This window comes from Polaromonas sp. P5_D5 (assembly GCF_054049435.1).
In genome coordinates this window covers 1,191,654-1,215,584 of the sequence record NZ_JBFUMJ010000001.1, presented here as the reverse complement: position 1 = coordinate 1,215,584, position 23,931 = coordinate 1,191,654, and the positions used below count along the sequence as shown (strand labels likewise).

The window sequence follows — 23,931 nt, the reverse complement described above, 5'->3', positions numbered from 1 at the left end:
CTTCGCCAGACCGCAGGCGCAGCGGCCCCCTCGGGGGGCAGCGCATTACACGAAGTGAAAAGCGTGGGGGCAATATTTAGGCGGGCGTGTAAGCCAGCCGCACATAGATGGGCGCGAAAGCCTCGGCCTGCGTCACTTCCAGCAGGCCTTCTTTTGACAGCTCGAGCAGCGCGATGAAGGTCACCACCAGCACCGGCATGCCGCGCGTGGCGTCGAACAGGTCTTCAAACTCCAGGAACTTGCGGCCCTGCAGCTTGCGCAGCACGATGCTCATGTGCTCGCGCACCGAGAGTTCTTCGCGGCTGATGACGTGGTGCTGTACCAGGCGGGCGCGTTTGACAATGTCGCGCCAGGCGTCCTGCAGGTCCACGATGTGCACATCGGGAAAGCGCGGCTGCAGCGATTGCTCGACATACACCTGCGCGCGCAGGAAATCGCGGCCGAATTGCGGCACTTCGTTGAGTTTGTGGGCGGCCAGCTTGATCTGCTCGTACTCGAGCAGGCGGCGAACGAGTTCGGCGCGCGGATCTTCGGGCTCCTGGCCTTCCGCCACCTTCTTGGGCGGCAGCAGCATGCGCGACTTGATTTCAATCAGCATGGCCGCCATCAGCAGGTATTCGGCCGCCAGTTCCAGGTTGGTGGAGCGGATTTCGTCGACGTAGGTGAGGTACTGGCGCGTGACCGCCGCCATCGGGATGTCGAGGATGTTGAAGTTCTGCTTGCGGATCAGGTACAGCAGCAAGTCCAGCGGTCCCTCAAACGCCTCCAGGAAGACCTGCAGCGCATCCGGCGGGATGTACAGGTCGTGCGGCATGGCAAACAGCGGCTCGCCGTACAGGCGGGCCAGCGCCACCTGGTCGATCACGGCGGGCATGTCCGGGCTCAGGGCTGCGGACAGCTCCTGCCCGGCGGCCGGCGGCAGTTCCTGGGGGGATGGTGAAAAAGGGGTTTGGGACATGAAAGAGGCCGAAGCGGTGAGTGCGCTAAAGATTTGCTATGAAAAAGATAGCTGATTGCGCAAGTCCTGCAAGGGCTAGAGGCCTATTTGGCTCTTATTTTCCGTTCGGGTGGCTGCTCGTGCCGTACACGTAAGGCTGCTGGGGAACCTTGGCCTCACCGTATTCCGCCTGTTCGGTGCGGTTCAGGTTCTTGTCCCACAACAGCGCGCGCCCGGCGCGTTGCTCGGCTTCCAGGGTGGGCTTGTTGGCCTTCAGCTGGTCGATGAACTGCGTGGTGTCGGAGGTGTAGTCGGAGCGGCGGAAGAAGTTGAGGAGGGACATGGGTCTAAACTGCCTGAATCGTATAGTTGGCTGATTTTACCGGGGTCTGCCTTGCGCCCATTGTTACCACCTTCCCCACCCTCCTTTGCACCGGCCCGAACGGGCTTTTCAGCACTTTTTTCCGTCAGGACGTTCATCTGTATGGGTCTGCTCTCATTTGTGCTTGGCCTGGTGGCATGTGACGCGCAGCGCATTGCCGAACTGGAAGAAGGTGTGGCCACGGAGGCCGATGTACGTGCCCGCTTTGGTGAGCCCGAGAAGGTGTGGGAAGCGGCCGACATGGCCGAAACGCCGCAGCCCGGCGCTGCGGCGGCGCCCGGCGCCCGCACCTTCGAATACAACCGCCAGCCGGAAGGCAAGGTCAACTACATGATCACGATAGGTGCGGACGGCAGGATGAGTGCGCTGCGGCAGGTGCTGACACCGCAAAATTTTGCCAGGGTGCAGCCCGGCATGCGCATGGAACAGGTGCGAAAAATGCTGGGCAAGCCGATGAAGGTCACGCCTTACGCGCTGAAGCAGGAAACTCATTACGACTGGCGTTACATGGAGCCACCGTCGGCGGCACGCATCTTTACCGTGGTGTTTGACGGGGACCTGAAAGTGGTCAGCACGGGCTCGGTGGACGATGAAAGCGCGAGCGCTTCAGGTGGCAATCGCTGATGTGCCTGGGTTTATAAAGAAAAATGAGCTGCAGCCCAATAGGGACAGGCGCAAGCAGCTCCTGTTTTTATAGCGTTTCAATTTTCTCCAGGAAGCCCGAGCGCTGCATCACGGCCCGCGGCTGGGCATTGAGCCCTGCCATGACCAGCCGGCCGCCGCGCAGCACGATGGCCTTGTGCAGCTGCTCCAGCACATCGAGCCCGGAGGTGTCCAGCGACTGCAGCGATTGCACGTCCAGCCGCACCACCAGGCCTTTGGGCGCGCTTTCCACCACGTTCAGGATGGGGTCGAGCTTGGCGACTGCGCCAAAGAACAGCGAGCCATACAGCTGGAAACTGGCGCCATCGGCGCTGCGTGAGACCTCCACCACCTGGAACAGGGTGCTCATGCGCCGCACAAACAGCACGCAGGCCAGGATCAGGCCGACCTGCAGGGCGACCGTCAGGTCAAAAACCACGGTCAGCAAAAACGTTCCCAGCATGATGAGACGGTAGTGGCTGCTGGCCTGGCGCAGGTGGGCGAATTCGCGCCATTCCCCCATGTTCCAGGCCACATACAGCAGAATGCCGGCCAGCACCGCCAGCGGCACATGCACGGCCAGCGGGGCGGCTACCAGCACGACGACCACCAGCGTGAGGGCATGCACCACGCCCGAGACGGGAGAGGTGGCGCCCGAGCGCACATTGGTCACCGTGCGGGCAATGGTGCCGGTGGCGGGCATGCCGCCAAAGAACGGCACCACAAAGTTGGCCACGCCCTGGGCCATCAGTTCCTGGTTGGGGTCATGGCGCGGCAGGCCGGAAATCTGGTCGGATACGCGTGCGCAGAGCAGCGACTCCACCGCACCCAGCAGTGCAATGGTGATGGTGGGTGCCACCAACAGCCGCACGGTTTCCCAGGAGAAATCGGGCAGGGCAAATGAAGGCAGCGCACGCGGGATGCCGCCGAAGCGGCTGCCGATGGTTTCCACGGGCAGGCTCAGCAGGTAGGCAAACGCGGTAAGCGTCACCAGCGCCACAATCGGCCCCGGCATGCGCGATGCCATGCGCGTGGCCCGCTTGAGCTGCACGCCTTCGACGGCCTGCATCAGCCTGATCAGCCGCGTGGTGAAACCGCCGGCGCTTCGCGTGTGCGCGGCAAACAGCTTGGGCCACACAAAGAGGCCGAGCAGGCAGGCCAGCCCCAGCCCCAGCGCGTAAGGGTTGAAGCTGTCCAGGTGTTCGCCGATCACACGCAGCTGCGAGAAAAAATCGGCCGGCATCTTGGGAACGACCAGCCCCAGCAGGTCCCTGACCTGCGACAGTACGATCAGCACTGCGATGCCGTTGGTAAAACCCACCACGATGCTCACCGGCACGTAGCGCACCAGTGTGCCCATTCTGAAAAAACCCAGCAGAAAGAGCAGCACGCCGGCGCAGGCGGTGGAGATCAGCAGGTTGGCCAGGCCGTAGCGTTCCAGAATGCCGTAGACGATGACGATGAAGGCCCCGGCAGGGCCGCCTATCTGCACCGCCGAGCCGCCCAGCGCAGAGATCAATGCGCCTGCGATGATCGCCGTCCAGATGCCTGCCTCGGGCTTGAGGCCGGAGGCGATGGCAAAAGCCATGGCCAGCGGCAAAGCCACAATACCCACCGTGACGCCGGCCCCGGCATCCTTGAAAAACCGTTCGCGGTTGTAGCCGGCAAGCGCTGAAAACAGGCGAGGGCGGAACGGGGCGAGATAGGCCGGTAAATGCATCATGCGGCGGGCGTGGGGCGTGGGAGTTGTGTGACCGGTGGTGCGGATGATGGCCCGGACGACAGCGCAGATAACAGCGCAGGCGAGAATGCGGAGATTGCGCGTCCCGTATGACTTTTTTCCATTGTTCGAAGCCTCAACATTCGGTACATTAGAAGGTTTTGTTAGGTAGAAATAGTTACTTTTCGTGTGATTTCAGGGCCGAATCATCAGTGTCGTCCTGTTTTGATCATCTGCGTATGGTTTTTTGGGGAAGTGATTGTTTGGCCTTTTAAGTTTTTTGTCTGCAATGCCGCCGCGCCTTTCTGCCTGCCTGGCGGCCTTGCTGTTGGCCCACGCTGCGGCTGTTGCACAGGAAACGGCCGTCCCGCCTTCCCCCGTCGCGGCTGTTGTTGCACAAAGCGTGCCGTCCGCGGGCTACGACGTGGTTGGCCAGGGGCTGGTACTGGTCGACAGTACCGGTTCGCTGACGTTTGAGCAGGTTCACAGCCGTTTTGAAGCCGGTGAAGGCGAGCCGGCCAGGCCGGAACAGATCATGCCGACCGGCGACGGGCGTGCCTTGTGGTACCGGTTGACGCTGCCTGCGGTGAGCCAGCCCACCCGGGTCATGCTCACGACACCGCACCCCAACATGGACAGTGTCTCGCTGTACCGCCCCTCGCAAGACCCCCTCGCTGCGGGGCAATGGCAAATCAGGCGCTCAGGTGATTCCATCCCCGTAGCCGAGTGGCCGGTGCGCCACCTGACACCGGCGTTCGAGATGCTGCTGCGCCCTGGTGAGACGCGGCCCACTTACCTTCGGGTCACCCACAACTATCCGATCAGCATGCACTGGGTCCTGTCCGACCCAGGCAGTTTTCACGAACAGTCCAAGCAATGGCACCTCCTGCTGGGGGTTTACATCGGCCTGGTGCTGCTGATGGCGCTGATGAGCGCTTTCCACGCGGTCTCGTGGCGCGATTCCATCCACCTGTTGTACGCCGGTTATGTGCTGGTCGTGGCGCTTGGCCAGTTGTCGCTGACCGGCCTGGCGGGAGAGTTTTTCTGGCCCCGCAATGCCTGGTGGAACGACTGCGCGCCCGTGGGGCTGTCGCTGGCCACTGCCGCATTGCTGCATCTTGTGCTGCGCCAGATGGTGGTTGACCGCGATGTGCCCTGGCTTTCCCGCGGACTGCTGGCCATGACCGTTCTGGGCTTTGCGATCGTGCTGGCCTTCCTGGCTCTGGGGAACAAGTCGTCTTTCAACCTGGCCACGCCTTACTACGTCGGAAGCATCGCCGTTTACCTTTTTGTTTCCGCCTGGTACACCTGGCGCCGGCCGGCCGTGGGTATCTGGATCATGGCCGCGATGGTGTGCCTCACCGTGGGCTCCATCTTCCCCATCCTGCGCACGCAGGGCATGATGCCCCTGGGCACGGCCACGCAGTTCGGTGCGCAAATCGGTGCCGCCCTGGAAATCCTTTTCCTGATGATGGCCCTGTACCTGCGCAGCCGGGAAAAGCGCGACAACCAGGCGCGCGTCGGTGCGCTGACACGCGTGGACCCGTTGACCGGCCTGGGCAACCACCGAGTGCTGCTGCAGCGGCTGGACGCGCTGCTGATTCGCCAGCAGCGCGACCCCGGTGCGGGCGCGGTGGTGCGCATCCGGCTGGGCAACGCCGTGGATATCCGGCAGGACTACGGCATGGAGGCGGCGCAAAGCGCGGTGGTCCAGGCCGGCGCCTGTGTCACTAGCGTCGCGCAAGAGGGCGATACGGTTGCCCGTCATCGCGACGGAGACTTTGTGCTGATCCTGCAGGGGCACCTGACGCGCGGGGCGCTTACCGATATCGGCCAGCGGCTGATCGCCCGCGGACTGGCCGACAGTCCCAGCCTGCCGCCCAATACCGTGCTGCAGTTCAAGGTGGCGGTGGCCGAAGCGCCCTTCAGGGAAGGCGATGCAACGCAATTGCTGCACTCGCTGGGCCTTGTGCTCGGCGAGCTTTCCAGCCGTTCGGGCACTGGGCTGCGCTTTGCGGCCGGGGCGGCGGATGCCAGGAATTCGGCACCGGCCTGACGCAGGAGGCGGCGTTGCGCCGCAAACTCAGTGAATGCGCATGCCCGGTGTTGCGCCCGGCAAGGGTTCCAGCACATAGATACCGGGTTGGGCTTTTTCGTCGGCGTGGCTGGCGGCCAGCACCATGCCTTCGCTGATGCCGAACTTCATCTTGCGCGGCGCCAGGTTGGCGACCAGCACCGTGAGTTTGCCGACCAGGTCTTCGGGCTTGTAGGCTGAAGCGATACCGCTGAACACGTTGCGCATGCGGCCTTCGCCGGCGTCCAGCGTCAGGCGCAGCAGCTTGGTCGAGCCTTCCACGGGTTCGCAGTTGACGATCTTTGCAATGCGCAAATCGACCTTGGCGAAGTCGTCAATGGTGATCACGGGCGCAATCGCCTCGCCGCCTGGCACAGTTTCTTCTGCTATCAAATCAGTAGCTGCTTGCGCTGGTTCTGCCTGGGCAGGAGGCTCAAAGAGTGCTTCAAGTTGCTTGATGTCGACGCGCTGCATGAGGTGCTTGTAGTCGCCGATCAGGTGGCCGTTACCGAGGCTGGAGACGGCATCCGCAAACGTCAACGGCTTGACTTTCAGGAATTCCTCGACCTGCGCCGCCAGCGCAGGCAACACTGGTTTCAGGTATATCGTGAGTAGGCGGAAGGCCTCGATGCATACCGTGCAGACATCCTGCAGACGCGAGTCCATACCCTGCTGCTTGGCCAGCTCCCACGGTTTGTTCTGGTCCACATACGCGTTCACGCGGTCCGTCAGCAGCATGGTTTCGCGCAGGGCCTTGGCAAATTCACGGCTTTCATACAGCGGCTCGATCGTTTCCTTTGCGGCGCGCAGCGCGCCCAGCAGCGCTGCGCCATCGGCCGACACCTCGCCCAGCTTGCCCGCAAAGCGCTTGGCGACAAAGCCCGCGGCGCGGCTGGCGATGTTGATGTACTTGCCCACCAGGTCGCTGTTGACGCGTGCCATGAAATCATCGGCATTGAAGTCGATGTCTTCGTTGCGCGCATTGAGCTTCGCGGCCAGGTAGTAGCGCAGCCACTCGGGGTTCATGCCCAGGCTCAGGTACTTGAGCGGGTCCAGCCCGGTGCCGCGGCTCTTGCTCATCTTCTCGCCGTTGTTCACCGTGAGAAAGCCATGCACAAACACGTTGTCAGGCGTCTTGCGGCCGCTGAAGTGCAGCATCGCCGGCCAGAACAGCGTGTGGAAGGTGACGATGTCCTTGCCGATGAAGTGGTACTGCTCCAGCCCCGGCGTCGCCATGTAGGCGTCGTAGTTTTCGCCGCGTTTTTCCAGCAGGTTTTTCAAAGAGGCGAGGTAGCCGACCGGCGCGTCCAGCCAGACATAAAAATACTTGCCCGGCGCATCCGGGATTTCAATGCCGAAGTAGGGCGCGTCACGGCTGATGTCCCAGTCGCCCAGGCCTTCGCTTTGGGTGCCGTCGGGGTTGGTGCGAACGCTGAACCATTCTTTGACCTTGTTGGCCACTTCGGGCTGGAGCTTGCCGTCTTGCGTCCACTTTTCCAGAAAGTCCACACAGCGCTGGTCGGACAGCTTGAAGAAAAAGTGATCAGAGCTTTTGAGTACGGGCGTCGCGCCCGACAACGCTGAATACGGGTTGATCAAATCCGTGGGGGCATACACCGCACCACAGTTTTCGCAGTTGTCGCCGTACTGGTCTTTGGTGCCGCACTTGGGGCAGGTGCCCTTGATGTAGCGGTCCGGCAGGAACATGTTCTTTTCAGGGTCAAAGAACTGCTCGATCGTTTTGGTCTCAATCAGTCCGGCCTTTTTGAGGTCCAGGTAGATCTGCTGCGCCAGCTGGTGGTTTTCCGGCCCGTCGGTGGAGTGCCAGTTGTCAAAGCTGATGTGAAAGCCGTCCAGGTAGGGCTTGCGGCCCGCGGCGATGTCGGCCACAAACTGCTGCGGCGTTTTGCCGGCTTTTTCAGCCGCGATCATGATGGGCGCGCCGTGGGCGTCGTCCGCGCCCACAAAGTTCACCGCATGGCCCTGCATGCGCTGAAACCGCACCCAGATGTCGGCCTGGATGTATTCCATGATGTGGCCGATATGGAAATTGCCATTGGCATAGGGCAGGGCGGTGGTGACAAACAGGCGGCGCTGGGACATAAGGGGCTTTATGGCTAGGGGAGAGGTAACCCGCGATTTTAAGTCGCCCGGCCTTGGGGTTGCCCCGGCAAGCCCCCATGACCCCAGGGCCCGGGTCACGGCGTTAGACTTCAGGCCAACACCCCCGCCGGCTTGCCGCCCTCAAAGCGCCCGGTCTGCCCAGTCAGATTTAACGAGATTCAACGGAGTATTTCCCCATGTCCCTGGACCAACAGGCCGTCTTGAACGCCGTGCAAACCGTGCTGGACCCCAACACCGGCAAAGATTTCGTCACCACCAAGGCCCTGAAAAACCTGCAGCTCAGCGGCGACGACGTGTCGTTTGATGTTGAACTTGGCTACCCGGCCAAAAGCCAGATCGCCGGCCTGCGCAAAAGCCTGATCGCCGCCGTCAAGGCCGTGCCAGGGGTGGGCAATGTCTCCGTCAATGTCACGTTCAAGATCGCCAGCCACAGCGTGCAGCGCGGCGTGCAGCTGTTGCCCAACGTCAAGAACATCATCGCCGTGGCCTCCGGCAAGGGCGGTGTTGGCAAAAGCACCACCGCTGTCAATCTGGCCCTGGCGCTGGCGGCTGAAGGCGCCAGCGTCGGCCTGCTCGACGCCGACATCTACGGCCCCAGCCAGCCCATGATGATGGGCATCGAAGGCCGGCCCGAAAGCGTGGACGGCAAGAACATGGAGCCCATGGAGAACTACGGCATCCAGGTCATGTCCATCGGTTTTCTGGTTGCGCAGGACGAAGCCATGATCTGGCGCGGCCCCATGGCCACCCAGGCGCTGGAGCAGCTGCTGCGCCAGACCAACTGGAAAGACCTGGACTACCTCATCGTCGATATGCCGCCCGGCACCGGTGATATCCAGCTCACGCTGTCGCAGCGGGTGCCCATGACAGGTGCCGTCATCGTCACCACGCCGCAAGACATTGCGCTGCTGGATGCCAAAAAAGGCATCAAGATGTTTGAGAAAGTCGGCGTGCCCATTCTGGGCATTGTCGAAAACATGGCGGTGCACATCTGCAGCAACTGCGGCCATGCCGAGCACATCTTTGGCGAAGGCGGCGGCAAAAAAATGGCGGCCGACTACAAGATGGACTACCTGGGCGCCTTGCCGCTGGACATCCAGATCCGCCTGCAGGCCGACAACGGCCGTCCCACCGTGGTGGCCGATCCCGACGGCGAAGTCGCCGGCATCTACAAGGCCGTGGCGCGCAAGATGGCCGTCACCGTGGCCGCGAAAGCCAAAGACTTCTCTGCCAAGTTTCCGACCATCACGATCTCCAAAAATACCTGAAGACACCTGAAAACCACCTGAGGTTGTCACGCCATGAACCTGCTGGCCTCCCTGCGTTACCTGGCCGCGCTTGACGAGCACAAGCACTTCGGCCGCGCGGCGCAGGCCTGCAACATCACGCAGCCCGCCTTGTCCAATGCCCTGCGCGCGCTGGAAGACGAGTTCGGCGCCGCTATCGTGGTTCGCGGGCGTGCATTCGTCGGGTTTACGGAAGAGGGCGAACGCGTGCTCGCCAGCGCCAGGCGCATGCTGCATGAGCGCGAGATCCTCAAGCAGCAACTCGACAGCTCGGTGGACAGCCCGCGTGGCCATTTGACGATTGGCGTGGTTCCCACGGCGGTTTCCATTGCCGCACGTTTTGCCGCCATGCTGCACGCCCGGCACCCAGGTATTACGCCCGTGGTGCTGTCGCTGAATTCGCATGACATCGAAACCCGGCTCGAAAACCTGTCGCTGGACATGGCGCTGGGCTACACCGAGCGCCTGAGCGCGCGCAACACACGGCTGACCACCTTGCCGCAATACACCGAGCGTTATTTCCTGGTGCGCCGCGCTGCCAAACCCAGCCCCGAGGTGTTGCGTTTTGGCCCACCCATGACCTGGGCCGATGCCGCGAAGTTGCCGCTGTGCCTGCTGACCCCCGACATGCACAGCCGCACCCGGGTGGACGCCGCTTTTGCCGCCGCCGGCGTCACGGTCAAGCCTGTGATGGAAACCAACTCCATGCTGACGCTCGCCCTGACCGTCGTCGTTGGCGAGGTTTGCAGCGTGCTGGCAGGCGCGCTGGTGTGCGCCGTTCAGGGTTACCGCGAACTCGAAGCCCTGCCCCTGACGCCGGATGAGGAGACGCCTGTCGGCTTCATGATGCAGGCCAGCGACCGGCCCTCGCGCACGCTGGAGGCGGCCATGGCGCTGGCTGCCGAGCCCGCCTGGCTGCGCCACGCGGCTGACTACAGCGCGCACCCAGAGAGCATGGGAAACAAACCAACCTAGGCAAGCGTTTGCATACATTCAATCCGTGAATAGGGCAGTGTCCCGATTCAATTGGACGTGACCCCATCGCTTGCACATACTTTGTGCATAGACAGAGATAGGGGTCCCACACGATGAATGAAGTTGCAAGCCAGGCCGTCGAACGCGTCATTGCGTCGACCAGGCACATGCCCGGCGCCTTGATGCCGATACTGCACGGCATTCAGGACGCGCTCGGCTACATCCCGCCTGCCGCTGTTCCACCCATCGCCGAAGCCCTGAACCTGTCCAGGGCTGAGGTTCATGGCGTGGTGACGTACTACCACTACTTCCGCGCCGAACCGCCCGGCCGCCATGTGGTGCAAATCTGCCGCGCCGAGAGCTGCAAAGCCATGGGCTCAGACGCCCTCTGGTCACATGCCTGCTCCCATCTGGGCAGCGACGGCCACGGCCCCACCAAAGACGGCGCTTTCACGGTCGAGCCGGTGTACTGCCTGGGACTGTGCGCACAGTCCCCCGCGATGACGCTGGACGACAAGGTCCATGCCCGTGTCGGGATTGAAAAATTCGACCGTCTTGTGGCGCGAGCCGGGAGCGCCGCATGAGCATCAAGATTTACGTGCCCCGCGACTCCGCCGCATTGGCAGCGGGCGCCGATGAGGTCGCCGCGGCCATCACCGCCGAGGCCGCAAAGCGCGGCATCGGCATTGAGCTCGTTCGCAACGGTTCCCGTGGCCTGTTCTGGCTGGAGCCCATGGTCGAGGTTCAGACCGGTGCGGGTCGTATCGCCTACGGGCCGGTGGAGGTGGAGGACGTGGCCGGCCTTTTCGACGCCGGTTTTCAGGTGGGCGGCGTCCATGTGCTGCAGTTGGGCCTGACCGAAGAGATTCCGTATCTGAAAAGGCAAGAGCGCCTGACCTTTGCCCGCATGGGCATAACGGACCCGCTGTCGCTGGCAGACTACGAAGCGCATGAAGGCTATGCCGGCTTGCGCCGTGCGCTGGAGATTCCCGCCACAGAGATCGTGCAGCAGGTGCTCGACGCCGGCCTGCGCGGGCGTGGCGGTGCGGCCTTTCCGGCAGGCATCAAATGGAAAACCGTGGCGGGCCTGAAAGCCACGCAAAAGTATGTGGTCTGCAACGCGGACGAGGGCGATTCAGGCACTTACTCCGACCGCATGACGATGGAGGGTGACCCCTTCATGCTGATTGAAGGCATGACGATTGCCGCTGTCGCCTCCGGCGCGACGCAAGGCTATGTTTACATCCGTTCCGAATACCCCCACGCCGTGGAAACCATGCGCGAAGCCATCAAGGTGGCCGAGGCTGGCGGCTTTCTGGGTGACAACATCCTCGGCTCGGGCCACAGCTTTCACCTGCACGTGCGCAAGGCCGCGGGCGCCTATGTGTGCGGCGAAGAAACCGCCATGCTGGAAAGCATTGAAGGCAAACGCGGCATCGTGCGGGCCAAGCCGCCCATCCCCGCCATCCAGGGCCTGTTCGGCAAGCCCAGCGTGATCAACAACGTCATCACCTTCGCCTCCGTGCCCATCATCCTGTCGCGCGGCCCCACGTTTTACAAAGACTATGGCGTGGGCCGTTCAAGAGGCACCTTGCCCATCCAGCTGGCGGGCAACATCAGGTTCGGCGGGTTGGTGGAAAAAGCCTTCGGCGTCACTCTGCGCGAGCTGATGTACGACTACGGCGGCGGCTCGGCCTCGGGCCGGCCCATCAAGGCCGTGCAGGTGGGCGGCCCGCTGGGCGCCTATGTGCCTGAATCGCAATGGGACACGCCACTCGACTACGAAGCCTATGCGGCTGTGGGTGCGGTCGTGGGCCACGGCGGCATCGTGGTGCATGACGACACGGCCGACATGGCGAGCCTGGCGCGCTATGCCATGGAGTTTTGCGCGATTGAGTCTTGCGGCAAATGCACACCTTGCCGCATCGGCTCCACACGCGGCGTGGAAGTGATTGACCGCATCGCCAACGGCCCGGGTGAGCAGCGACCGCAGCAGATCAAGCTGCTGCGCGACCTGTGCGACACCATGGTTCACGGCTCGCTGTGCGCCATGGGCGGCATGACGCCTTTCCCGGTGCTTTCGGCACTGGACCATTACCCGCAGGACTTTGGCATGACTGTGCCGGACCGCAAAGCAGCCTGAATCGACAGAAACGGCAGCACCCCCACAAGACGGACAGGAGACTTTCATGCTCGAACACCTCAAAGAAACCGACTACGGCACCCCCAAACGCGAGTCCACGCAGGAAGTTACGCTGGAGATCGACGGCGAAAGCGTCACGGTTCCCGCGGGCACCTCGCTCATGCGCGCGGCGGTCGACGCAGGCATCCAGGTGCCCAAGCTGTGCGCCACCGACAGCCTGGAGCCTTTTGGCTCCTGCCGCCTGTGCATGGTCGAAATCGACGGGCGCAAGGGCTTCCCCGCATCCTGCACCACACCGGCTGAAGCCGGCATGAAGGTGCGTACCCAGTCGCCGCGCCTGCAAGAGCTGCGCAAGGGCGTGATGGAGCTCTACATCTCTGATCACCCATTGGACTGCCTGACCTGTTCGGCCAACGGCAACTGTGAGCTGCAGGACATGGCCGGCGTGACCGGGCTGCGCGAAGTACGTTACGGCATGGAGGGCGCCAACCATTTCCGCAACGAGAGCAAGCCGGCAATCGACAATTCCAACCCCTACTTCAGCTACGACGCCTCCAAATGCATTGTGTGCAACCGTTGCGTGCGCGCCTGCGAAGAAACCCAGGGTACGTTTGCACTGACCATCAGCGGCCGCGGCTTTGAGTCGCGCGTGTCGCCGGGCCAAGACCAGCCCTTCATGGAATCCGAATGCGTGAGCTGTGGCGCCTGCGTCGAGGCCTGCCCCACCGCCACGCTGCAAGAAAAGACCGTGATCATGCTGGGCCAGCCCGAGCACAACAAGATCACCACCTGCGCCTATTGCGGCGTGGGCTGCGCTTTCAAGGCCGAGATGAAGGGCAATGAGGTGGTGCGCATGGTGCCGTGGAAAGACGGCAAAGCCAACGAAGGCCATGCCTGCGTCAAGGGCCGCTTTGCCTGGGGATACGCCACCCACAAGGACCGCATCACCAAGCCGATGATCCGCAAGAACATCAGCGACCCATGGCAGGAAGTGAGCTGGGACGAAGCCATCAACTACGCCGCGAGCGAGTTCCGCCGCATCCAGGCCAAGCACGGCAAGGATTCGATTGGCGGCATCACCTCGTCGCGTTGCACGAATGAAGAAACCTACCTGGTGCAAAAGCTGGTGCGCGCCGCCTTTGGCAACAACAACGTTGACACGTGCGCCCGCGTCTGCCATTCGCCCACCGGTTACGGACTGAGCCAGACCTACGGCACCTCCGCCGGCACACAGACCTTCAAGTCGGTTGAAAAGGCCGACGTGATCCTGATCATCGGCGCTAACCCGACCGACGGCCACCCGGTGTTTGCCTCGCGCATGAAAAAGCGCCTGCGAGAAGGCGCACGGCTGATCGTGGTGGATCCGCGCCAGATCGACATCGTGCGTTCCCCGCACGTGGAGGCTGAGTTTCACCTGCAGTTGCGACCCGGCACCAACGTGGCCATGATCTCGTCGCTGGCCCATGTGGTGGTGACGGAAGGCCTGCTGGCCGACGACTATATTGCCGAGCGCTGCGACGAAAAGTCATTCCGCGAATGGCGCGAGTTTGTGGCCCGCCCCGACAATTCTCCTGAAGCCATGGAAGCCGTCACCGGCGTGCCCGCGGCAGACGTTCGCGCAGCCGCCCGCCTCTACGCCACAGGCGGCAATGCTGCCATTTACTACGGCCTGGGCGTGACGGAGCACGCACAGGGATCGACCATGGTCATGGGCATTGCCAACCTGGCCATGGCCACCGGCAATGTGGGCCGCGAAGGTGTGGGTGTGAACCCGCTGCGCGGCCAGAACAATGTGCAGGGCGCCTGTGACATGGGTTCCTTCCCGCATGAACTGCCGGGCTACCGCCATGTGTCCGACAGCACGGTGCGCGCCGAATTCGAAACAGCCTGGGGCGTTACGCTGAACGAAGAGCCCGGCCTGCGCATCCCGAACATGTTTGACGCGGCCGTGGCCGGCAGCTTCCTGGGCCTGTATTGCCAGGGCGAAGACATCGTGCAGTCCGACCCCGACACCCAGCACGTGGCCAAGGCCCTCACCTCGATGGAATGCATCGTGGTGCAGGACATCTTCCTGAACGAAACCGCCAAGTACGCGCATGTGTTTTTGCCTGGTTCTTCCTTCCTGGAAAAAGACGGCACCTTCACCAATGCCGAGCGGCGCATCTCGCGCGTGCGCAAGGTCATGCCGCCCAAGGCGGGGCTGGCCGACTGGGAAGTCACCGTCAAGCTGTCCAATGCGCTGGGCTATCCGATGAAGTACGTGCATCCGCGCGACATCATGGCCGAGATCGCGGCGCTGACGCCGACTTTCCGCGGCGTGACCTTTGCCAAGATCGAAAAGCACGGCAGCGTGCAGTGGCCTTGCAACGAAGACACGGCAGAGCTCGGCACCGAGTTCATGCATAAGGACAAGTTTGTGCGCGGCAAGGGCCGCTTCATCATCACGCAGTACGTTGCTACCGACGAGAAGGTCACGCGCAAATTCCCGCTGCTGCTCACCACCGGTCGCATCTTGTCGCAGTACAACGTGGGCGCCCAGACGCGTCGCACCGACAACAACCAGTGGCACAGCGAAGATCGGCTGGAGATTCATCCGCACGACGCGGAAGACCGGGGCATCAAGCCTGACGACTGGGTGGGCATTGAAAGCCGTGCCGGGCAAACGGTGTTGCGTGCAGTGGTCACCGAACGCATGCAGCCGGGCGTGGTCTACACCACCTTCCACTTCCCCGAATCGGGCGCCAACGTCATCACCACCGACAGCTCCGACTGGGCCACCAACTGCCCGGAATACAAGGTCACTGCGGTGCAGGTCATGCCGGTGGCGCAGCCGTCGGAATGGCAAAAATCCTACTCGCGCTTCAACAAGCAGCAACTGCAGTTGCTGGATGCGGCGTCACAACCGGCGGGCGGTCCGCTTGCCGGTGCAGCGGAGGCGGCTCATGCAGGTGGTTGAAGGTTGCCGTGAAGCCCCTGTGACAGGGGTGCGGGCGCATCGCGCGTTCGACCGGTCGGACTGGGTGGCCGAAGAGGTGCCTGTGGCGCTGGAGTACAACGGCATCTCGCACGCCGTGATGCTGGCTAGCCCCTCTGACCTGGAGGACTTTGCCTTCGGCTTTTCTGTCACGGAAGGCATCGTGGACGACTACACCCAGATCCACGACATTGAACAGACCAGCAGTGAGCAAGGGGAGACGCTGCACCTGACCATTGCGGCATCGTGCTTTGCGCGTTTGAAAGACCGTCGCCGCAGCATGACCGGCCGCACCGGCTGCGGCCTGTGCGGTACGGAAAGCCTCGAGCATGCGGTGCGCCTGCCGCCGCGCGTGCAGGGCGGCGCGGAGTTTGAAGCGGGTGCCATCACCCGCGCCCTGATCAACCTGCGCGAGCAGCAATTGCTGCTCAGCGCCACCGGCGCCACCCACGCGGCCGCCTGGTGCAATGCCGAGGGCGATATCGTGGTGCTGCGCGAGGACGTCGGCAGGCACAACGCGCTGGACAAGCTGATTGGCGCGCTACAGCGCCGCCGCATGACCGGCGTAAGGGCCGATGCGGGTTTTATCGTCGTCACCAGCCGCGCCAGCTACGAGATGGTGCACAAAACTGCCATGGCCGGCGTGACACTGCTGGCGGCTGTGTCGGGGGTGACCGGCCTGGCGATTGATGTGGCGCAAACCGCCGGCGTGGCGCTTCTGGGCTTTGTGCGCGGGGAAGATCTTTCCGTGTACAGCCACAAAGAGCGTGTCAACCTGGAGTACCTCCTGTGAACAACGACAACCTGATTCGCATGGTCAACCAGATCGGCGCATTCTTTGAAACCATGCCTGACCGCACGGAAGCCCTGCAGGAACTGGCCATGCACCTCAAGAAATTCTGGGACCCTCGCATGCGCAAGGCACTGCTGGAGTTGATAGAAGGTAACGGCGGCGACGGGATCAGCGACGTGGTGCGTCGTGCCGCCCTGGAACACCGGTCCTTGCTGGCCTAGAGGTTTATTGGGGATAGGGTTATTGCGAACGGTCCGCTTTGCCCGCCGTACACTGCGGGCATGTCGGATTTCCTGCTGCAGTTCCCTGAAACAGATGCCATGCTGCACCGGCCGTGCACGGCGGTGGCCGTTGTCATGCGCCGCGAGCGCATCGACAACCGCTGGCAGCCCTGGCGCTGGGAACTGGCCGACATCGTCCCCCACGAAGACGCCTTTGGCGCCACGCCGCGCCTCTTGCTGAAAGACGAGCGCGAAGAGCGCTGGCTGCACCCCGGCTTCAAGGTCGAGCTTTTCACCGACGACGCCGAAGGCTACTACCTCAATGCCAGCACCGGGCAGCCCTGCTTCTGGGTGGTCTGGCGCATGGAGGAAGAAGCCCTGCTGGCCGATGAACCTATCGCAGTGCCGCAGATCGTCACCCTGAGTTATCACGATGCCGGGCGCTGGCTGGATGCGCAGGAAACAGTCGAGCAGGTGCCCGCGCCGCCGCAGGTCGTGCAGTGGCTGCAGCAGTTTGTAGATCAGCACTACGTCATAGAAGCCAAGCGCCGGCAGCGCCCGCAAAGCTTTAAGCCGCTGACGGACCGCTTCGGCAATCCGGCGCGGGTCAGCACGGAAAAGAAAACCGGCGGAGGCCAGCATGGCTGACGAACCGAAGGGCTTTTTGGGGCGATGGTCCCGCCGCAAGGCCGACGCTGTGCTGGGCAAACCACTGGATGAGCCGGTTGTGGCCGCACCGGCAACGGATGCCAACGCGCCCGCCCTGCAAGTCCAGACGCCCCGGGAACCGGCGCAAAAATCACCGGAAAATCCGCCGGAAAAGCAAGCGCTCACGCTGGCCGACGCCAGGCTGCTCACCAAAGATTCCGACTTCAAGCCCTTTATGGCCGGCGATGTGACGCCCGACGTGCGTAACGCGGCCATGAAGCAACTCTTTGCCGACCCGCATTTCAATGTGATGGACGGCCTGGACATCTACATCGACGACTATTCCAAGTCCGACCCCATCCCCGAGGCCATGCTGCGGCAGATGACGAGTGCGAAGTTTCTCAATCTCTTTGATGACGATGAGGACAAAGAGAAAGAGAAAAACAAAAGCAGCGCGGAGGACGCGGCAGGCGAAGACCAAGCGAAGGCTGCCGGCCCGCAAGACGACCCCGTCAACCTGCCACGGGAAAGCGCCAATAACCCCACGGGCGAAACCGTGGCACAGTCCTATGAAAATCCAGACATAGCCCCATCGCAAACGCCAGGCGCTTTATCAACCAGCCAATCCCAGCCCGACCCGGCCGGTGCCAGCCAAGAAGACCATGCCCACACTGATTTGCGACTGCAACCAGACCATGCCGCTCCAGCCACAGGCGCTGGGCACGGCACTTAACGAGACCCTGACGCTGCATTCGGCGCTGTGCCGCCGCGAGGTGGGCGCCTTCCAGAAGGCCGCGCAGTCCGGCGACGATGTTGTCGTAGCCTGCACCCAGGAGAAGCGGCTCTTTGCCGAAGTGGGTGAGCAGACCCAGGGCGTCACCTCGGTGGTGAAGTTCGTCAATATCCGCGAGACCGGCGGCTGGAGCAAAGACGCTGTCAGCGCCACGCCAAAAATCGCGGCTCTGCTGGCCGCGGCCCATTTACCAGACGCAGAGCCGGTGTCCACCGTCACCTACAAAAGTGCCGGGCGCCTGCTCATCGTGGGTGCGATCGACCAGGCCGAGCAGGTGGCGGCCCTTGTGGCTGACACGCTGGACGTGACCATCTTCGCCCAGGGCGTTTCGTCCCAGGCGCAGACCGGGTTTCCCTCGCAAGAACGCAAATATCCTGTGATCAGCGGTGAGCGGCTCGCGCTCAAAGGCTGGCTGGGTGCGTTTGAGGCGAGCTGGGACAAGACCAACGCTATCGACCTGGACCTTTGCACACGATGCAATGCCTGCGTCGCCGTGTGCCCCGAAGGCGCCATCGACCTGAGCTACCAGGTTGACGCGGCCAAATGCACATCCCACCGTGATTGTGTGGCCGTATGCAAGGTGGCCGGTGCCATTGACTTCAACCGCTCGCCGCAAACACTCACGGAAGCATTTGACCTGGTGCTCGACCTCGGCGCCAAACCGCTGGTCGCGCTGCATGCGCCACCGCAAGGCTACTTCGCCCTGAATGCCTCCGCCGGCCTCGCCTCACCCGGCTTGCTGGCCACCGTGGTCAAGCTGCGCGACATGGTGGGCGAGTTTGAAAAGCCCAAATTTTTTGCCTATAAACAAAAACTCTGTGCCCACAGCCGCAACGAAACCGTGGGTTGCAACGCCTGCATCGACATCTGCTCGGCCGGCGCCGTCAGCAGCGAAAAAAGCCGGCAGCAGATCGTCGTCAACCCCAACCTGTGTGTGGGTTGCGGCGCGTGCACCACGGTGTGCCCGACAGGCGCGCTCACCTACGCCTACCCGCGTGCCAGCGAGCAGGGCGTTCGCATCAAGACCCTGTTGTCGGCGTACGCCAAAGCCGGCGGCACGCAACCGGTGCTGCTGTTTCACAGCCAGGACAGCGGCCAGCAGGCGGTCGAGGCTCTGGGCCGCGCTGCGCGGCTGCAAAAAACCGTGCGGGGTGTGCCGGCCAATGTGATCCCGCAGGCGCTATGGCACACGGCCAGCGTGGGCCTGGACTTGTGGCTCAGCGCCATCGCATTCGGTGCGTCGCAAGTGGCGGTGCTGGTAACGCGTGAAGAAGCTCCCGCCTATCTTGAAGGCCTGGCCGAGCAAATGCACGTGGCGCAAACCCTGCTCAATGGCCTGGGCTATGCCGGCGTGCACCTTCATTTGGTGCAAGCCGGGGAGGGCGCTGATGCCATTGCCGGGCTGGACGCCAGCCTGCAAACGCTGGCGCGCGGCCGCCCTGCAGTGCCCGCCGCTGTGGCGCGCTTTGCGGTGGCGCAAGAAAAACGCAGCACACTGGACATGGCGCTGGACCACCTCATGAGCCAGGCGCCCGCCGCCCTGCCCGAAGCGATTACGCTGCCCGCCAAGGGCTCGCCCTTCGGCAGCCTGACCGTCAACGCAGACACCTGCACGCTGTGCCTGAGCTGTGTGAGCGCGTGCCCCGCCAGCGCACTGCAAGACAATCCCGACCGCCCGCAGCTCAAGTTCATCGAAAAAAACTGCGTACAGTGCGGCCTGTGCGCCACCACTTGTCCCGAGGATGCCATCACGCTGCAGCCGCGCCTGTTGCTCACACCGCTACGCAAAGAGGCGCGTGTGCTCAACGAGAGCCAGCCCTACCAGTGCATACGCTGCAGCAAACCCTTCGGCACGCTCAAGGCCATCGAGTCCATGCTGGGCAAGCTTGCGGGCCATGCGATGTTCCAGGGCGCGGCCGCCGACCGGCTCAAGATGTGCAGTGACTGCCGCGTCATCGACATCTATTCCGCCGATAACGAACTGAAAATCACGGACATCCGGTGAGCAACAGCTTCCCGACTCCAGACGCCACCATGACGCAAGCCCAACTCACCGCCTCCACCCTGGACGAAGAAACCGCGCGAGCCGAAGTCTATGGCGTGCTGGCCGCCCTTTACTACGCCGCGCCCTCCGCGGAGCTGCATGAAAACCTTCGCATTGCAGTAACGGAGGCGCCCGCCGCCGGTGGGTTGCTTGAAAGTTCGTGGAGCGAACTCGTGGCCGCCGCCCGCACGCAGAGCCTTGCAGATGTCACGCGGGAGCATGATGCCCTGTTCGGCGGCGTTGGCAAGCCTGAGGTGTACCTCTTTGGTTCGCACTACCTCAGCGGTTTCCTCAATGAGAAGCCTTTGGCGGCCTTGCGCACCGACATCGCCGCGCTGGGCCTGGCGCGTGACGAGGCCATGCCCGAAACCGAAGACCACGTGGCCTACCTGTGCGAAGTCATGCGCTACCTGATTGCCGGTGACGACGTGGAGGTCGCCAATCTCACGCGGCAGCGCGAATTTTTCGCGCGCCATGTCCAGCCCTGGGTGCCGCTGATGTGCGATGCCATCACGGCGCATCCCAAGGCGCGTTTTTATGCCGCTCTCGCGGCCTTTACCCAGACCTTCATCGGCGTTGAGGCGCAGGGCTTCGACATGCTGGCCTGACGGGGTGCATGAATTTTTTTTCTCAAAATGAGACAGCTTTTGAATGGCCAACCGGCCATAGCCGCCGAGTCTGACAATAAGATCGCTTATCGTTTTCCCTAGACTTGGACGTTGAGCGGCGCTAACCATTGTGGTGCGCAGCGCTCTGCCTTACAGTACTATGCAAACGGTTACATAGCCAGCAAGCCTTCCCCTGGAGATCACCATGCAGGACAGCCAGCCAAAACCCTCACGCAGGGGATTCTTTTTCGGCGCAGCCGCCACGGGCGCGGCAGCCGCGGCCATCGTCGCTTTGCCCGGCGCACCTGCGCTTCAAGCCGAGCTTCCAGAGCCCAAGCCGGCCCCTGAAAAAGGCGGCGGCTACAGCCTCTCGGAACACGTCAAGCGCTACTACAAGACCACCCGCATCTAGGTAGCCCTGGCTTCCAGTTCAGCCCGACCGGCCCCCGATTTCACCTTCTACGGAGAGCTTCATGCTGCTCACGAAAAAATCTTCTGATGTCCATCCCGTGCATCGCGCGGGTTCCGCGCGCTTTGTGCAAAGCCTGTCGCGGGGCCTGTCCAATGCGCTGCCCACCATGGACCGCCGCGCCTTCCTGCGCCGCTCCGGCCTGGGTGTCGGCGTCGGCCTGGCCGCTACGCAATTAACCCTGGTCAAAAAAGCCAAGGCCGCCACACCGGGCGCCGGCGACGGCACGGGAAAGATCGAAGTCAAGCGCACCGTTTGCACCCACTGCTCGGTGGGTTGTGCTGTAGACGCGGTGGTTGAGAACGGCGTCTGGGTCCGTCAGGAGCCGGTGTTCGACTCTCCCATCAACCTGGGCGCCCATTGCGCCAAGGGTGCTGCCCTGCGCGAGCACGGCCACGGCGAATACCGCCTGCGCTACCCGATGAAGCTGGTGAACGGCAAATACGAGCGCATCAGTTGGGACGTCGCCCTCAAGGAAATCACCGACCGCATGCTGGAGCTGCGCAAGGCCAGCGGCCCTGACTCGGTGTATGTGGTGGGGTCGTCCAAACACAACAACGAGCAGGCCTACCTGCTGCGCAAGTGGATGAGCCTGTGGGGCAGCAACAACTGTGACCACCAGGCCCGCATCTGCCACTCCACCACGGTGGCCGGCGTTGCCAACACCTGGGGCTACGGCGCCATGACCAATTCGTACAACGACATGCAAAACAGCAAGGTCGCCCTGTACATCGGCTCCAATGCGGCCGAGGCCCATCCCGTCAGCCTGCTGCACATGCTGCATGCCAAGGAAACCGGCTGCAAGATGATCGTGGTCGATCCGCGCTTTACCCGCACCGCCGCCAAGGCCGACGAATACATCCGCATCCGCTCCGGCTCCGACATCCCCTTCCTGTTCGGCATGCTGTATCACATCTTCAAGAACGGCTGGGAAGACAAGAAGTACATCAACGACCGTGTCTACGGCATGGACAAGGTCAAGGAAGATGTGCTGGCCAAATGGACGCCGGACAAGGTGGAAGAAGCCTGTGGCGTGCCCGAGGCGCGTGTCTACATGGCTGCCGAGATGATGGCCAAGAACCGGCCGTCCACCATTGTCTGGTGCATGGGCCAGACCCAGCACACCATCGGCAACGCCATGGTTCGTGCTTCGTGCATCCTGCAGCTGGCGCTGGGCAATGTCGGTGTTTCCGGCGGCGGCACCAACATTTTCCGCGGCCACGACAACGTGCAGGGCGCCACCGACGTCGGCCCCAACCCCGATTCGCTGCCCGGTTACTACGGCCTGGCCGAGGGCTCCTGGAAGCACTTCGCAAAAATCTGGGGCGTCGAGTTCGACTGGATAAAGGGCCGTTATGCCTCTGCCGCCATGATGGGCAAGCCCGGCATCACGGTCTCGCGCTGGATCGACGGCGTGATGGAGAAAAACGAATTCATCGACCAGGACTCCAACCTGCGCGGCGTCTTCTTTTGGGGCCACGCGCCCAACTCACAGACGCGCGGCCTGGAAATGAAACGCGCGATGGACAAGCTGGACCTGCTGGTGGTGGTGGACCCGTATCCATCGGCCACCGCCGCCATGGCGGCCATGCCCGGCAAGGCTGAAGACCTCAACCCCAACCGCGCGGTGTACCTGCTGCCGGCCGCCACGCAGTTTGAAACCAGCGGCTCGGTGACGGCTTCCAACCGTTCCATCCAGTGGCGCGAAAAAGTGATCGAGCCGCTCTGGGAGAGCCGCACCGACCACATGATCATGCACCAGTTCGCCGAAAAGCTCGGCTTTGCCAAAGAGCTCTCCAAGAACTACAAGATGCAAAAGGTCAAGGGCATGGACGAGCCCGTGCCCGAAGACATCCTGCGCGAGATCAACAAGACCTGCTGGACCATCGGCTACACCGGCCAGAGCCCTGAGCGCCTCAAGGCGCACATGCGCAACATGCACCTGTTCGACGTCAAGACCCTCAAGTCCAAAGGCGGCGTCGACAAGGCAACCGGCTACGACACCACGGGTGATTACTTCGGCCTGCCATGGCCCTGCTACGGCACGCCCGAGATGAAACACCCGGGCTCGCCCAACCTGTATGACACCTCCAAGCACGTGATGGAAGGCGGCGGTAACTTCCGCGCCAACTTCGGCGTGGAACGCGAAGGCAAAAACCTGCTGGCTGAAGACGGCTCTTGTTCCAAGGGCGCCGACATCCAGACCGGCTACCCCGAGTTCGATCACCTGCTCGTGAAAAAACTCGGCTGGTGGGACGAGCTGACCGACGCCGAGAAAACCGCCGCCGAAGGCAAGAACTGGAAGACCGACTCCTCAGGAGGCCTGATCCGCGTCGTCATGAAGAACCATGGTTGTCACCCTTTCGGCAATGCCAAGGCGCGCGCCGTGGTCTGGAACTTCCCCGACGCCATTCCGCAGCACCGCGAGCCGCTTTACGGCAACCGGGCCGACCTCATGGCCAAGTACCCGACGCACGACGACAAGAAAGCCTTCTGGCGCCTGCCCACGCTGTACAAAACCATCCAGCAAAAGAACATCGCCGACAAGGTGCATGAGAAATTCCCGCTGATCATGACCTCGGGCCGGCTGGTGGAATACGAAGGCGGCGGCGAAGAAACCCGCTCCAACCCCTGGCTGGCCGAGCTGCAGCAGGAGATGTTCATCGAGATCAACCCCAAGGTCGCCGCCGAAAAAGGCATACGCAATGGCGAACGCGCCTGGGTCAGCACGCCCACCGGCGCACGCCTGAACGTACAGGCCCTGGTCACCGAACGTGTCGGGCCCGACACGGTGTTCATGCCTTTCCACTTCTCGGGCCGCTGGCAAGGCGCCGACATGCTGGCGTACTACCCGAATGGCGCGGCACCGGTTGTGCGCGGCGAGGCGATCAACACGGCAACAACTTACGGCTACGACAGCGTCACGATGATGCAAGAAACAAAAACGACGGTCTGCAACGTCGAAAGGGCATAAACATGACCCCCACGCTTTTCACTTCGTGTAATGCGCTGCCCCCCGAGGGGGCCGCTGCGCCTGCGGCCCGGCAAAGCCGGTTCCGCGGCCCCTGCTTGGGCAGAGCCCCGCGCAAGCTTCCGAT

19 protein-coding genes are annotated in these 23,931 nt (G+C 62.8%); 15 read left to right on the top strand and 4 right to left on the bottom strand.

Features of this window, described 5'->3' with window-relative positions; translation table 11 throughout:
* Positions 1-76 precede the first annotated feature (76 nt).
* Both ACXJKE_RS05915 and ACXJKE_RS05910 read right to left on the bottom strand, forming a co-directional pair.
* Positions 77-958: a segregation and condensation protein A gene (locus tag ACXJKE_RS05915; protein WP_457279615.1), complete on the bottom strand. Its 882-nt coding sequence runs from the start codon at positions 956-958 to the stop codon at positions 77-79.
* 94 nt (positions 959-1,052) lie between these two features.
* Positions 1,053-1,280 (bottom strand): DUF3460 family protein, encoded by a 228-nt coding sequence (locus ACXJKE_RS05910; RefSeq protein ID WP_457279614.1) that lies wholly within the window; start codon positions 1,278-1,280, stop codon positions 1,053-1,055.
* Between the two features lie 141 nt (positions 1,281-1,421).
* Here ACXJKE_RS05910 and bamE point away from each other — a divergent pair, with 141 nt between their 5' ends.
* Positions 1,422-1,943: an outer membrane protein assembly factor BamE domain-containing protein gene (gene bamE, locus ACXJKE_RS05905; protein ID WP_457279613.1), complete on the top strand. Its 522-nt coding sequence runs from the start codon at positions 1,422-1,424 to the stop codon at positions 1,941-1,943.
* A 67-nt stretch (positions 1,944-2,010) separates the two neighbouring features.
* Here the strand turns inward: bamE and ACXJKE_RS05900 are convergent, their stop codons facing one another.
* Entirely contained in the window at positions 2,011-3,681 is a 1,671-nt protein-coding gene (locus ACXJKE_RS05900; RefSeq protein ID WP_457279810.1) for a SulP family inorganic anion transporter, read from the bottom strand.
* Positions 3,682-3,970: 289 nt separating this feature from the next.
* Here ACXJKE_RS05900 and ACXJKE_RS05895 point away from each other — a divergent pair, with 289 nt between their 5' ends.
* Positions 3,971-5,737 carry a sensor domain-containing diguanylate cyclase gene (locus ACXJKE_RS05895; RefSeq protein WP_457279612.1) on the top strand — a complete coding sequence of 589 codons (1,767 nt, stop codon included), beginning with the start codon at positions 3,971-3,973 and terminating at the stop codon, positions 5,735-5,737.
* A 27-nt stretch (positions 5,738-5,764) separates the two neighbouring features.
* Here ACXJKE_RS05895 and metG read toward each other — a convergent pair whose 3' ends face one another.
* On the bottom strand, positions 5,765-7,858 hold the full coding sequence (metG, locus tag ACXJKE_RS05890; RefSeq protein WP_457279611.1) for a methionine--tRNA ligase: 2,094 nt from the start codon (positions 7,856-7,858) through the stop codon (positions 5,765-5,767).
* Between the two features lie 197 nt (positions 7,859-8,055).
* Here metG and apbC point away from each other — a divergent pair, with 197 nt between their 5' ends.
* The 13 genes from apbC to ACXJKE_RS05825 all read left to right on the top strand — a co-directional run bounded on the left by apbC (position 8,056) and on the right by ACXJKE_RS05825 (position 23,807).
* On the top strand, positions 8,056-9,147 hold the full coding sequence (apbC, locus tag ACXJKE_RS05885; protein ID WP_457279610.1) for an iron-sulfur cluster carrier protein ApbC: 1,092 nt from the start codon (positions 8,056-8,058) through the stop codon (positions 9,145-9,147).
* Between the two features lie 33 nt (positions 9,148-9,180).
* Entirely contained in the window at positions 9,181-10,140 is a 960-nt protein-coding gene (locus tag ACXJKE_RS05880; protein ID WP_457279609.1) for a LysR substrate-binding domain-containing protein, read from the top strand.
* A 113-nt stretch (positions 10,141-10,253) separates the two neighbouring features.
* On the top strand, positions 10,254-10,724 hold the full coding sequence (locus ACXJKE_RS05875; RefSeq protein WP_457279608.1) for a formate dehydrogenase subunit gamma: 471 nt from the start codon (positions 10,254-10,256) through the stop codon (positions 10,722-10,724).
* Positions 10,721-12,283, top strand: a complete 1,563-nt coding sequence (locus ACXJKE_RS05870) for a formate dehydrogenase beta subunit (RefSeq protein ID WP_457279607.1) — start codon at positions 10,721-10,723, stop codon at positions 12,281-12,283. The genes ACXJKE_RS05875 and ACXJKE_RS05870 overlap by 4 nt, the downstream gene beginning before the upstream one ends.
* Before the next feature lie 46 nt (positions 12,284-12,329).
* Entirely contained in the window at positions 12,330-15,239 is a 2,910-nt protein-coding gene (gene fdhF / locus ACXJKE_RS05865; RefSeq protein ID WP_457279606.1) for a formate dehydrogenase subunit alpha, read from the top strand.
* The gene (gene fdhD / locus ACXJKE_RS05860) at positions 15,226-16,050 is read left to right on the top strand and encodes a formate dehydrogenase accessory sulfurtransferase FdhD (RefSeq protein ID WP_457279605.1); all 825 of its coding nucleotides are present in this window, start codon (positions 15,226-15,228) and stop codon (positions 16,048-16,050) included. The genes fdhF and fdhD overlap by 14 nt, the downstream gene beginning before the upstream one ends.
* On the top strand, positions 16,047-16,271 hold the full coding sequence (locus tag ACXJKE_RS05855) for a formate dehydrogenase subunit delta (protein ID WP_457279604.1): 225 nt from the start codon (positions 16,047-16,049) through the stop codon (positions 16,269-16,271). The genes fdhD and ACXJKE_RS05855 overlap by 4 nt, the downstream gene beginning before the upstream one ends.
* A 60-nt stretch (positions 16,272-16,331) precedes the next feature.
* Entirely contained in the window at positions 16,332-16,919 is a 588-nt protein-coding gene (locus ACXJKE_RS05850; RefSeq protein ID WP_457279603.1) for a DUF3305 domain-containing protein, read from the top strand.
* Positions 16,912-17,652, top strand: coding sequence for a DUF3306 domain-containing protein (locus tag ACXJKE_RS05845; RefSeq protein ID WP_457279602.1), 741 nt, complete (start codon positions 16,912-16,914; stop codon positions 17,650-17,652). Before ACXJKE_RS05850 ends, ACXJKE_RS05845 begins: the two co-directional genes overlap by 8 nt.
* On the top strand, positions 17,582-19,717 hold the full coding sequence (locus tag ACXJKE_RS05840; protein ID WP_457279601.1) for a 4Fe-4S dicluster domain-containing protein: 2,136 nt from the start codon (positions 17,582-17,584) through the stop codon (positions 19,715-19,717). The genes ACXJKE_RS05845 and ACXJKE_RS05840 overlap by 71 nt, the downstream gene beginning before the upstream one ends.
* A gap of 29 nt (positions 19,718-19,746) precedes the next feature.
* Positions 19,747-20,364 carry a TorD/DmsD family molecular chaperone gene (locus ACXJKE_RS05835; protein ID WP_457279809.1) on the top strand — a complete coding sequence of 206 codons (618 nt, stop codon included), beginning with the start codon at positions 19,747-19,749 and terminating at the stop codon, positions 20,362-20,364.
* A 205-nt stretch (positions 20,365-20,569) separates the two neighbouring features.
* On the top strand, positions 20,570-20,776 hold the full coding sequence (locus tag ACXJKE_RS05830; protein ID WP_457279600.1) for a formate dehydrogenase: 207 nt from the start codon (positions 20,570-20,572) through the stop codon (positions 20,774-20,776).
* 61 nt (positions 20,777-20,837) lie between these two features.
* Positions 20,838-23,807, top strand: a complete 2,970-nt coding sequence (locus tag ACXJKE_RS05825; protein ID WP_457279599.1) for a formate dehydrogenase subunit alpha — start codon at positions 20,838-20,840, stop codon at positions 23,805-23,807.
* The last annotated feature ends 124 nt before the right edge of the window (positions 23,808-23,931 follow it).